This is a genomic window from bacterium SCSIO 12741 (genome assembly GCA_024398055.1).
GTDB lineage: Bacteria > Bacteroidota > Bacteroidia > Flavobacteriales_G > Salibacteraceae > SCSIO-12741.
On sequence record CP073749.1, the window covers coordinates 4894400 to 4907207 of the forward strand.

The 12808-nt window shown below is 44.8% G+C and carries 10 protein-coding genes; 5 read left to right on the forward strand and 5 right to left on the reverse strand.

Annotation, left to right across the window (positions count from 1 at the left end; all coding sequences use genetic code 11):
• Window positions 1–2 precede the first annotated feature (2 nt).
• From KFE98_20800 to KFE98_20815, 4 genes are all read right to left on the reverse strand, one after another.
• A complete protein-coding gene (locus tag KFE98_20800; protein UTW62412.1) occupies window positions 3–2174 on the reverse strand; it encodes a hypothetical protein in 2172 nt (723 codons plus the stop codon).
• Window positions 2175–2254: 80 nt separating this feature from the next.
• Complete coding sequence (locus KFE98_20805) at window positions 2255–4048, reverse strand: aryl-sulfate sulfotransferase (GenBank protein UTW62413.1); 1794 nt, start codon at window positions 4046–4048, stop codon at window positions 2255–2257.
• A 76-nt stretch (window positions 4049–4124) separates the two neighbouring features.
• Window positions 4125–6224 carry a hypothetical protein gene (locus KFE98_20810; protein UTW62414.1) on the reverse strand — a complete coding sequence of 700 codons (2100 nt, stop codon included), beginning with the start codon at window positions 6222–6224 and terminating at the stop codon, window positions 4125–4127.
• A 140-nt stretch (window positions 6225–6364) separates the two neighbouring features.
• Entirely contained in the window at window positions 6365–7900 is a 1536-nt protein-coding gene (locus KFE98_20815; GenBank protein UTW62415.1) for an arylsulfatase, read from the reverse strand.
• 104 nt (window positions 7901–8004) lie between these two features.
• Here KFE98_20815 and KFE98_20820 point away from each other — a divergent pair, with 104 nt between their 5' ends.
• The 5 genes from KFE98_20820 to KFE98_20840 all read left to right on the forward strand — a co-directional run bounded on the left by KFE98_20820 (window position 8005) and on the right by KFE98_20840 (window position 11203).
• A complete protein-coding gene (locus KFE98_20820; GenBank protein ID UTW62416.1) occupies window positions 8005–8439 on the forward strand; it encodes a response regulator transcription factor in 435 nt (144 codons plus the stop codon).
• Between the two features lie 109 nt (window positions 8440–8548).
• Window positions 8549–9079 (forward strand): DUF4199 domain-containing protein, encoded by a 531-nt coding sequence (locus KFE98_20825; protein UTW62417.1) that lies wholly within the window; start codon window positions 8549–8551, stop codon window positions 9077–9079.
• 38 nt (window positions 9080–9117) lie between these two features.
• Window positions 9118–9417: a DUF3817 domain-containing protein gene (locus KFE98_20830; protein ID UTW62418.1), complete on the forward strand. Its 300-nt coding sequence runs from the start codon at window positions 9118–9120 to the stop codon at window positions 9415–9417.
• A 125-nt stretch (window positions 9418–9542) separates the two neighbouring features.
• Window positions 9543–10640 carry a methyltransferase gene (locus tag KFE98_20835; protein UTW62419.1) on the forward strand — a complete coding sequence of 366 codons (1098 nt, stop codon included), beginning with the start codon at window positions 9543–9545 and terminating at the stop codon, window positions 10638–10640.
• 53 nt (window positions 10641–10693) lie between these two features.
• Window positions 10694–11203, forward strand: a complete 510-nt coding sequence (locus KFE98_20840; protein ID UTW62420.1) for a hypothetical protein — start codon at window positions 10694–10696, stop codon at window positions 11201–11203.
• Window positions 11204–11267: 64 nt separating this feature from the next.
• Here KFE98_20840 and KFE98_20845 read toward each other — a convergent pair whose 3' ends face one another.
• On the reverse strand, window positions 11268–12725 hold the full coding sequence (locus KFE98_20845; GenBank protein ID UTW62421.1) for a T9SS type A sorting domain-containing protein: 1458 nt from the start codon (window positions 12723–12725) through the stop codon (window positions 11268–11270).
• Window positions 12726–12808 lie beyond the last annotated feature (83 nt).

Here is a 12808-nt window from a genome sequence, read left to right on the forward strand (position 1 = left end):
CATTAAACAGTACCTGGCATGGGTAATGCTGTTCTTGTTCGCGTAGGTTGCGGCGTGCTAAATTGAGTCTCCTTAGCCAAAGTGGAAACAATGGATTTGGTACTCCTTACACAAATGGATTTAAACTCATCCATAATTTCATCAAACAAATCTTCCGGAAAATCATCATCCTCATACAGCGCCTCTGCCATTTTTCGAAGAGCGGTAAACTCGGTTTCATTAAATGATTTGGATTGCACCTTGAAGAACCGGGTGTAGTATTTTGCCATGTAATTGGCGAGGTAATCCCCAAGCTCATGAACCCTTTTCTTAACTCTGGCTTGCTCATCTTCCTCAGGAGCAGCCGTTTCTTCCCAGCTATCCAACTCACCTAAAGCAGCTGCACGGTAAAGTCGTCCCATGTCTCTTCGTCGTTCCCTAAATCTTGATGTACCCACTTTTAAGGCCCCTTTCGCCTTTCTCTCTGCCTTTCGTGTATCGCGTAACCGAAGTTTGCCACTCAGGGAATCGTGGTCATCGGAGAGGTAACTTTTCACCAATGTGTCGTACTCCTTCTTTTTAACCTCTAAAGCCGCTTTTAACTTATTTGAAACAATCGTTTGAATCATCTTGAATTCACTGAATGTGATCGTCCCTCTTCGTGCGTCCATGATTCGACGGTAAATAGGGCTTTCTTCATCCGAATTGTTCTTCAGCAAATCGATTTGGTAACTTATAAAGTCAGCATGAATTTCTTCCTCTGCTACTTCGGCGTTGGAATGGTCGGTTAGGTACTGCAATTCGGATGAAACCTGGGCCAATTCAGCTTTCAAGCGTGTTCTTTTGTCGGCATTGGATTTTCCTTTGGCTGCTGCAATCTTTGTCTCCAGATCAGTCACTCTGGCTGCAAACTCTGTTCTGCGCTTGTCCAATCCCGCCGCTAAATCATCTTCTTTTCGGGTAATCACTTTTACCGTGATTTGAATGCCATAGCCGTAATGTTCAAACTGATGTCGGAATCCCCTTAGGGCGGTTTCCATGCCCAATTGCTCGGTATTTACCTGATGGGTTCCAATAACGAGATTTTCAGCCATATCGGGTCCGCCATCACCATCTCCTATCAGGTGACACCATTCGTGCGAGGAGAGCGAACCACTCACACTACTGGCGGGCTGAAGTTCATCCACAGCTGCCAAATGAGCTGGACCACCCATGGTTTTTCCAGGATCACGATCCGAGTCTCCACGGTCTACCCGATGCACTTGGGAAATGGCTTGCATCTGTTTATCATTCTCGGGATTATATTTGCCGTCAAATTCAGCGGTCGTCATTTCCCGGCGGTCTCTATGCTTGTGCACGTTTCCAGCTGTTGCCTCATCTCCTTCATGTACGTAAAAAACAAAACCATCATGCTCACCTGGTAACTCGGCATAATCTCCGGCATCGGCTAAGTTTCCAATATACTTGCCGGGTTCCAGGCCATATTGCTTTTGAATTTCTTTGAGCTTGGCTGCATCTACGGCTTCATCTGGCTCGTCTTCAAATCCCCAGGCATCACGGCCAATAAAGGTTCGACCCATATCCGATTTTCGAGATCCGCTGATGATTCGTTTGAGGATATCAAAAGGTGCGGTAACGGAGTCTCTTCCAATTTGAGCGGGTTGTATGTCCTTTCTTTTGAATCCACCATCGTAGCCGGTAACCAAGTCAACCACATAGGCCAAAAACTTGGACTTAAACCGCATCGGCCAGGTATCGTAGAAAAGGTTTTCCCTCAGATTAGGAGCGGATTCACGTTCCACTCGCACAGGATGCGTACCCGATGATGATGTGACGGCCTTTAACGGAATGGGTTTCTCTTCCCAGTCGCCATCATTTTCTGGAGGAATGTACAAGGTTTTTACCTTGTTGATGGACTTGTGTTGGGCCTGAATGGCTTGAAGCGTTTTGTTTTTCTGAGCCTTGGGAATTCCACGTTTCGATGCGTTGTAAGTTACCCGTTGTACGACCCCATTGTTGGAATTTGAAACCGGCGGTGGTGCCGGAGATTGAGCCATTTCAATCCACCTTCTATCCCGGGCCATTTCGGGTCGGTGATCGGCCATTTCCGAGCTCTGGCTGGAAACGGCAACCGAATTCGGCTTGTCCATTTGGACCGACGACGGGGTACGGCGTTTCTCAGCGGAATCAGACATTTGTTTAAGCTCGGTAAATCAGGGAATTAGAAGTCCCTGTCCGAAGTTAACCAAATGCCCGGGAATGGCAATTTTGCCTCCTAACGGGAGCGCAGCAAACGGAACCGGGCTACTTGACCGTTATGGTCGGCTACCTCCAAGAGATACACGCCTTCTGGAACCTCATTAACAGGCAATGGAAGGGTCTCGTTTCCAGAAGTTTTCACATCCCAGTGTTGTACAATTTGACCAGAAATGTTAAGCAGATTGATGGACAACTCTCCTTCCCAGTCTGCAAACCTCAAGTTTAGCTGATCCTTAAACGGATTCGGAAAAGGTTTAACTCCAGTTTCTGTGGCCAACAGATAAGGAGTGGTTAAACCCATTTGAGTCGTGTCTTGCTGCGTGGTATCCTTGTCCGTATAGATCATACAAGTAGAAGGCAAAGGATTGGCTTCCAGCGGCCCTTGAGGATCCAATTTTCGCCCGGCAAATGCAGGAAAGTTCTCATCGTAACGGTAAGCTCTGAATACACTGTTAAACTTAGCTGTATCCCCTTGATTCATGGGCACATCTTTGGCCAATGGGTTGATGTATTCCCAGACAATTCTATCCTTCGAATCGAGCTCAAAAATTCGTCCTTCAAATCCTTCGGTAACGAGCGTATTTCCGTTGGAAAGTCTTTGGGATCCTGAAATACCAAAGGAAAAGAAATTCGTATCAGCTTTATTAGGATAGGTCCAGGATGCTTTTGCCGGAGCATAAGGTGCCGGCGAGTTCAATTCATAACCTGAACTATCGGCCAAATAAGGAGGATCGATAATCTGAACGGTTGAATAATTTCCCTGCGGACGCTGGAATCCATTGTTGAAGACCAGGATTTTTCCTTCGTCACGGTAGCCTTTTGGAATCCAAATAGGATCGTGTTGCCCGTAGAGTTCCTGGTTAAAAATGTTTCCACGCTTGTAGGCCGCCGAATTCCCCCAACGGTAAATCAGTCCGCCACCTTTACCTGACCGGCCTCCTTGATCGGATGCCGCCTGCGAGGTTGAGGTACTGTGATCAATGATCCATAGCTCGCTAAAGGTTCTCACACTCAACATGATTTGATCCAATTCCTCGTTGTAGGCAATGGAATTGAAGTGCAACCAGTCTGGATCTGGAATGGGAAACAAGTAGTTGATATCAATCTTATCAGCGTTTTGAGAAACTACACCATAGTTGGCTTTCGTGCTGTCAAAATCCTGTACCACATGGTCCCAGGCATGCCATTCCCATACAATCGTTCCTCCCGAATCCGGAAGGGGCTCAATTTCCAAAACCATTTCCGACCAAATCTCATTGATGAAAACTTGGGTCGTGTCCAATCCGGCATCAACGGCTTCTTGCAGACTAAACAACTCCCAGGCGATGACCAGAATATTTCCATTTGGCATGACTTCTACATCGTGGTGTTGCTGCCAGTTTTGTCCGTACAAATCCATGTGCCAGATGCGGTTTCCATTCCAATCGAAGCGATCAATTCCTCCGCCCCATCCACCGGCTCTGAATGTTCCGGCAGTGTCTTTTCGAAGGCGAACCAAATCTCCATTTTCCTGAAGGTAGCCTACCATTCCTGGTAACTCACCGGCATCCCAATCATGGATCAATTCACCACAATTGTCAATCAAATACGAATGGGTAGATCCGTTTGGAGTAAACAGGGTATATCCATTCAAAGAAGTACTGTCGTTCTTAAAAAGTCCAATCGTTTGTTGGGAAAATCCTGGCACAGAAAAAGCCAGAATCAATAGGCAAGTAAATATTCTCATAAAGGGCTGCAATAGCTTGTGGATCGCACGTTCCACACCATCAAGTACGGCCTCAAAAAAGGGTTGGTTTGGTACTATTTTCAAAAAAAACAGAACCTATTGAGGATCAGTCATTCCGAAAACATTTAGACCCTTAAATGGAGAAAAAAAATTGAAAAAACTACCCTGGATTATTCAGAAAACGGACCAATTGAACCAGCTCAGGACTCTTGGGATGTTTTTTTAATCCACGATCTAACCAATGAGCAGCCCGATCGAGCTTACCGGTTTGCATGTAAAAGGTCACCAGATTGGCAAAATACCGGGCCGATTCGGGGTTCAATTCGATAGCTTTGAGCATGGCCGCCTCTGCCCTATCCTGCTCCCCGGATTCCATGAGCAACAATCCATGTAGATACCAGCCATAGTCGTTTTCAGGCAGGTTACGATTCAATCGATCCAACAAGGCATCAGCCTCTTCGTTTTTGCCCAATCGGCTGTACATGATTGCAGCATTTACATACGGATCTACGTAGAGACTATCTACTTGAATGGCTTTTAAGAAGGCATCGATTCCTTTCAAGGTATCTCCCATTACAAGATGGAAATGACCGGTTAAGGCCCGGGTTTCTCTAAAGTCCTGGTTGTAATCAAGGTAGTCGTACCATTCCTTCTTTTGGGTCGGGTCGAGTTGATTCAACACTTCTTGAGCACCCGGGAGTTCGAGCATTTTTCGCTTTCCCATTATTCGATTGCTCAGGGTCTTATCACCTGTGGAAGCGAGTACCAATTGATTCAATTTCGGTGTTTGAGGATTGGGCGACAAGCTGGCGTAAACGGCCTTTTTAAAAGCCTCATCGTTGTTCCAGTCTGCATTCCAATTCTTTTCCAGCAAAATCGGTTGTTCGGCGGCCAGGTATTTTAAGGCGGTTACCCGGGCAATCAAAGGATAGCTGGTGTCCTTGAGCAAGACCACCCATTGAACTGGATTAGAATATCGTCCCTTTAAAAGTAAGTCTGAAAAATGCGGCTTTCTTTCCGGCCCATACCACTCTTCCACCTGCTTGGCAGCCCATTCGTTCGATTGATCTTCGTGACAATCTATACAAGCATTTGGAGTTCCATACTTAACGGATTGATCCGGTCGGGGAATCCGAAAACTGTGATCCCGGCGAAAATCATTACCCATGTAGGTGGTTCCAGTCATGTGGCAATTCACACATTGGGTACCCTCTCCCTGAGCATGAAAATGGTGTTCCGGGGTATCGTATTGCTCCTCATGACAGCTCCGACACAATTTGTTCCCCTCCTGCAAAAGCTTTCCTGAATGTACTTGATGGCAGTCTCCGCAGGTCACGTCATTATGGTACATCTCGCTGGACAAGAAAGAGCCCAAAACATAATCTTCTTCTCGTATTTGGCCATCTCCGTGGTAATAAACATCATTCAAGGATTCCAAGTGATGAAACTCGGTTAATGCTGCGGTTGGATCTTGTTTATCCACCATTTTTTCACGCCTGGAATGGCAAGGAGCACAGGATTGAATTTGCGATTGATCTTTTTGCAAAGTCTTATCAAAACCTGAATTCTGAGCCGAATAGTTTTCCTGGGTAACCAGCTCCAAATGAACCGAAGCTGGACCATGGCAAGATTCACAGCTTACCCTCCCCTCTCCCCAAGTACTGAAGTAACTCTGGGATTCTGGCTGAAGATTCTTTTTGAAGTCCGTTACGTGGCAATCTGCACACATCGAATTCCAGTTCTGCGATTGTCCGGTCCAGTGCAGCCAGTCTTGGGGTAATACCGTGGTATCGGCCCATTGATGAAACCATTTGTTTTCAGAAACGTTCCAGCTCAGTCGCATGACCTGAAAACGTCCCGGCTCCACTTCTGCCACCAATTGTTGCAAAGGTTCCCAGCCCAGAGTATATTTAACGGTGTAGGTGTCAATCTTTGAGTTTACTTCGATCACCTGAATCTTTGGAAAAGAATCGCTGGGCAGAAACCGGTAGTTCACCCCATCTAATTCCAATTCGCCGGAAACATCTCCACGAATAAACTCCGGTTGAGCCGGGTGAAAAGCATGAAAATGATGCGACTCCGACCAGTCTTTGTAAGCTTCCTGGTGGCAGCTTTGACAGGCCTCACTCCCCACATAACTGGCTGATTTGTTTTGAGTAAGATCCGTTTGGGCGGTATTTTCCTGACTACACTCCCAAAGGATCATAGAGAGCATCCCAAGAAAGGCAATGATTAGAAGGTTCTTTTTAAATCTTGACACCGTGCAAACATAGGGTTTTGAGTTGCGTTCCCAATGGCTATCGGGAGAGTCGAGCAAAGAGGCTGTAAAAAGAAACGGGGCCGAGTGGATATTCCTCCATTCTCGAACCCCGTTTTCGTTCTGTCTTTTACGTCACTTGATTAGTGCGCGTATCCTTCTTCCATTTTCTCGATAACTTGATCGATACTAAAAGAAGCTGCCTTTTGTCTCGGAGGAAACTCCTTAAAACTGGAAAGGAAATCAGCTACATAGGCCTGGGCTGGAATGGCAAAAAATACATGATCCAACACCCAGTCATAGTAGGTATTTGAAGTAACCGTTGCCTCTTCATAAGGATCCTGACGCAGGTTAAAAATCAAAGGAACCCGAAGTGGCACAAAAGGATCGGCCCAAACGGCCAAAGTACCCTCGGTGCGTTGTTCGAGGAAAATCATTTTCCAATCTTCGTAACGCAAGGCGCTCAAGTCTCCATCATCAGTGAAGTAGAAAATCTCCTTACGAGGAGCCGTTTTATCCTTCCCTGTCAGGTAGCTATGGAAGTTGTATCCATCTAAGTGAACCTTAAAGGTTTTGCCATTGGCACTGTAGCCGTCCAACAAATCTTCCTTTACATCATCATCGCCGGCGATAGATAGGAAGGTAGGCATCCAGTCCATGTGGTGCATAATATCGTTGGAGATAGATCCCGCTTCAATATTCCCAGGCCATCTAACCATGGCAGGAACACGCCATCCACCTTCCCAATTGGTATTTTTCTCCCCACGGAATGGGCTGTTCGCTGCATCGGGCCAGGTATTTTTGTGAGGACCGTTGTCGGTACTGTACATCACTACCGTGTTTTCGGCAATTCCCAACTCATCCAAAACGGCTAACAATTCACCTACATGCATGTCGTGTTCTACCATTCCATCACCGTATTCATTCTGTCCGGAGATTCCACGATTTTCCTCTTTCACGTGGGTTCTAAAGTGCATGCGGGTACCATTCCACCACACAAACCAGGGAGTTCCAGCCTCATTCTGCTTCTTGATAAAAGCAATGGCTGCAGCAACCGTCTCATCATCGATGGTCTCCATTCTCTTTTTGGTCAAGGGTCCGGTATCCTCAATTTTTCCACCGGCAAAAGAGTGAATCACTCCACGAGGACCGTACTTTTCACGGAACTTAGGATCCTTGGGATAGTCTTCCAATTCTGGCTCTTCTTCGGCATTCAAGTGATACAGGTTTCCGAAAAACTCGTCAAACCCATGATTGGATGGTAAATGTTCGTCCTTATCACCCAAGTGGTTTTTACCAAATTGCCCAGTAGCATAGCCTAAAGGCTTCAGCAGTTCAGCAATTGAAGGATCTTCTGCCTGCATTCCCAATTCTGCTCCTGGCATACCTACTTTGCTCAAACCGGTCCGGTAAGAACTCTGTCCGGTAATGAAGGTAGATCGACCTGCAGTACAGCTTTGCTCGCCATAATAGTCGGTAAAAATCATTCCTTCCTTCGCAATTCGATCAATATTGGGAGTTCGATAGCCGACCAACCCCATGGTATAGGCCGAAATATTTGATTGTCCAATATCATCACCCCAAATCACTAAGATGTTGGGTTTCTTGTTTTTCTGGGCCATTCCTCCTAAACCAAATGTCATTAAGAGTGCCCCAATACCGAGTAATTTCCAGTTCATGTGATCGTGTTTTTTTACATTTCTAAATTATACAATCGGAATGTTCGTGTGGATTATCAAATCGAATAATTCATCTTTGAATTGGAAAATATTTTTTCCGAACCATGAAAAAAATTGTCCTCACATTCGGAATGCTCATTTTCGCCCTGCTCCTTCTTTTTAGGTTGAGCAAATACTCCTATTTCCAAGGCGATCTCAATCTGGAAATCCTCATTGCGATATTCTCGGTGCTGTTTTTTGCCGTTGGCTTCCTGGTCAATCGTCGGCGAAATGCTCCACCGCAAGAATCAGTCGGTACCGTGAATGAGGTATCCCCGCAAGCTCAAGAATCCAAATTGGAAGAGCTGGGCATTAGCAAAAGAGAGCGTGAAGTACTCGAACAAATGGTTTTGGGAAAATCCAATCAAGAAATTGCTGAAACGCTATTCATTTCTGAAAGTACGGTAAAAACGCACGTTTCCAACTTGCTTATGAAGCTGGAAGTCAAGCGAAGAACGCAAGCCGTTATTCGCGCCAAAGAATGGCATCTGGTCCACTAAAAATTCTCCTACTTTAGTAGGAAATGTGGAATTGGAACTTTCGTATGAGTGCCAAAATGAGGAACTTACTCTTATTTGTCACCTCGTTTAATCACAAAAAAGAATTCGCATGAAAAGCATTGTTATTCGCTACGGGTCCTATGGTGGACTGATCTTAATTGGGGTATTTCTAATCGGACAATTGTTCTTTCCGGAACAAGAGAATATGAAGCTCAATGAAATTCTGGGCTATGCATCGATCATTCTGGCCAGTAGTCTTATTTTCTTCGGTATCCGATCTTACCGCAATCTTCAGGGAGACGATGGGCTAAGTTTTGGAAAGGCCATTTTGGTGGGTGTGCTCATCGCTTTAATACCTTCTTTTCTATTCGGAATTGTAGATGTTATCTACATTCTCTTCATCAATCCCGATTTTGTGGATCAGTACTACACAGCAACCTTAATGAATATGGAAGCCAGCATGACACCGGAAGAATTTGAAATTGCCAAAATAGGTGTGGAGGCCGAAAGAGAAATGTTTGCCAGTCCTTATGTTCAATTTGTAGTCATGTTTCTTACTGTTTTCGTGATCGCCTTTATTGTTACGCTGGTGAGTGCCTTGTTTTTGCAACGTAAACCGGCAACAAATACTGTAGAATAAATTTTCAAATTCACCCGTTGCAAACGATATTTGCACCCATGAAAAATTGGTTAACAACGGGGCTGGGTAGATTGCGTTTAATTACCCTCTTAGAAGGTATTTCCTGGTTAGTTTTACTCTTTGTGGCCATGCCACTTAAGTACTTTTTTGATCAGCCAGAATGGACAAAAATGGTAGGTTCCGCACATGGTGCCTTGTTTGTTCTTTTTGTAATGCTTTTAATGAAGCAGAGCATGGAATACAACTGGAAGTTTAGCCGCTCCCTTTTGTTGTTTCTCTCCTCCTTGGTTCCTTTTGGGTTTATCTACGCAGACAAGCGTTTGCTCAAGGAAAATTAAGAACAAAGGAATCCGGTCCAGGGAAAGGCCGGTCATTCTGTTATTTCGTGCCGTAGTCGCCTTCTCCATTCGTTGAAGAAGCGTAGTTTTGCGGGCTTCATTAATCACTTAAAGGTTAGTTCATTTTGCATTTTAAGTATTCGAACAAGAATTACCAGATTCAACGCTACCCCAAATCCAGCAACCGCTCTCTAAGACCCTGGAGCGCTGCCGATGAATACCTGATTCAATACCTCGATTCCCTGGAATATATTCCAAGCAATCCCCTTTTGGTCAATGATCGATTTGGATTTCTTTCTTGCGTGTTGCATGCGTCCTTGCCTACCACAGTGATTCATCATTTCTCCCAGGAAAAGGCATGCCGTCAAAACTCACAAGCTAATCAGATTGTTTTGCGTGAAGAACAGTTTGCCTATCCATTGGATACGTTAAAGCCCTCTTCCTTAGCCGTGATTAAGGTTCCCAAATCGCTGGATTTGTTTCACCTTCAATTGGCCCAGCTACACGATGCGCTAACAGACGATGGCGAAGTAGTAGCTGCTTTTATGACCCGTCACTTTAGCCCCGAAATGGTGCAAATTGCAGGTCAATATTTCGAAGAAGTAGATCAAAGTCAGGCTTGGAAAAAGTCTCGTTTGATTCACCTTCGCGGAAAAAAGGAGTTGAGTAAAAAGCCTGATTTCATCCATGAAGTAAGTGATACCTCAGGGCATTCCTTCCAACAATACTTTGGTGTGTTTTCGGCTCATCACATTGATCAAGCCAGCCAGTTTTTAGTCGATCATTTGCAAATGCCCAAAGAGGCCGAATGTGTTCTCGATCTGGCCAGTGGCAACGGTTACCTTTCATCTGCTTTGGCCCAACAATTGCCGGAAGCCAATATTCAGTTGATCGATGACTTCTACCTGGCCGTTGAGTCTTCCAAATTGAACCTACAAGGCGATCGTTTCTCCTTCCATTTTGGGGATTGTTTGGATCGTTTTCCTGCTGATTTCTTTGATGGGGTGGTATGCAACCCTCCGTTTCATTTTGAGCATGAAACCAACATTGAGGTTTCCCTTAGCCTGTTTCAGGAAGTGAAAAAATGCCTTAAACCTTCGGGTAGCTTTCAGCTGGTGGCCAACCGGCATTTGAACTACAGTAGCCACTTAAGGAAATGGTTTAGTGAGGTTACACAGGTAGCTGAAAACGAGAAGTTTGAGGTTTTGCTCTGCAAACCTTGATAGGCCTTTTTCGATTTTCTATTTTAGTGGGCTAATCGCTCAAAACTAATAGCATGGATAGAGAAGAGTTTTTCTTTCTGATTCCCGGTGTATTGTATGGCATTGCCCTGTTTGATCTACTCAGCGTTTTTCGGGCCAAGAAGTACTATTGGGAATCGCTGGCCTGGGCCTTGATTTTGTTTGTCTCTTTGGTTGGAAACCTCTTTGACCTTTATCCGAAGCTCACTGCTATTTCACAAAATCTTTGGGTGTATTTGATATACCTGCTTTCCCCTCTGATGTTTGTCCATGCCTGTTATGTCATTGCCTCTCAAGATGATAAATTGGAGCAAAAAGACCGATTTATAACCTACCGAAAATCGTTTTTTGGAGCACTGGCCGGTTTTATTCTCATCAACATATTAGCTCAGCTTTTTGTAGTCAACGACAATCGGTTAATCTTTCGACTCATTGTATTGGCCTTCTTCGTCCCCCACCTCTTTATCGATCAGGTAAAACTAAGGGCTGTTTCTTTGGTAGCTACTGCCGCCCTTTTGGGTTATCAGTTAATGGTTGTTACCTAAGGATCATAAAAAAGGCTATTCCCGAAACCTCAGAAATAGCCTTCCTTTTTGAAAGTAGGTTAACCTACTCGACAATCAATTTTTTTCTCGTCACAGAACCATCCTTATCGGTAATGTTTAGGATATAAATTCCAGCTGGTTCGGTGGTTAAATCAACGCTCATCTCCATTCCGTTTCCTAAGTGAACTTCCGGAGAAACCTGCTGACCATTAATTCCCAAAACACTAATCGAAATTTCCTTTTGGGATTGCACGGTAAACACACCATCAGTTGGATTAGGGTAAACCAATACGGGTTCCATTTCCGACGTTTCTTCTCCTACTGATGAAGGCTCAGCAGGTCCTTGAGGTCCATTAGGTGCAGCGGGTGGCGGTGGTACATTACAAGATCCACCAGGAAAATAAATCGTGTTGGTTACCGAAGTTACGTGGTAGCATCCTTGATTGTGTTTTTCATAGAATAGATCTAAGGTAACCGGAGTGTGGCCCATCATAGACATATCGAAGGTTGCGATATGATCCATCTGAGAGATCATTGGCGAACCAGCTGCGTCCCAGTCGTATCTTAGAGGCTTAACGGAAATAGCACTTAGTCGGGTCGAAGTTGGACCATCAAAATGAACGATTTCAGCATCCGGATCGTTAAAATTCACGCCAAAGAAATTGCAATCCAAAGGATCGTTTTGTGGACATGGATCGTACTTGTTTTTCCAATGAAAATCGTTGTTAGGTCCCAACAAGTAGGCCTGCTCCTGTGAGCCGTTAAACAAGGTCACGTTTACCCGATAACCAACGCAAGAATATTCGCTGGCATAAAAAGTAGCCGCATTGGTCAAAATATTGTTGATCGCGGTAGAAACTGAACTGCTTGGTGAATTATTGGTCGTTGGAAGTTTATTGAAGTCGTGTTCCATTTCATAGTGGTCAATATTCGCTACATCCCCAAAGTGTACTACGTCACCATTGGATTTTACCAGGTAATAATAAATCACATGATTGCGAGGATTGCAACCTGGTCCAGGATGGTTATGGTGCCCCAACACATTAATCGGATCCAGTGTATCAACAGGTTGTCCTGCCCGAGGATGCCAATAGTAGTAGTAAGGAACATAGGGATTAGAGGTTAGAGCTGGGTCGGTATCTAAAATGAGATGTGCTCCTGCTCCATTCCCTCCAGTCATTTGGCGGTACCTTGCAAAGGCCACGGTAAGTAGGGGGTTCATAGCTGCTTGGGTGCTACATTGGGGACTACTGTGATTGGTATATACATAGTCCCAATGAATATCTGAGTAAACCATGGAAATATTCGTTCCACTGTTGTGTGTAGTCGCAACAGTAGCATGTGAACCAACAGTGTTTACAGAACTTACCGTACCACTGGCGGGAATTCTTGTTTCGGAGACCATGGTATTCAATATATCCATGACCTTATCGCCACCGTCGCTCACGGTATAGATGGTTTGGGCCATCGAGAAATTAGCCGTCAAAAGCCCAATTGCTAGCGTAAAAATTGTCTTTTTCATAATGTTGATTTTGAGTTATTAGTTACTCTAATTTCAACAATCACATGAAAATCTGACACTTAGCTTTTGTGAAGTGAGTCGTT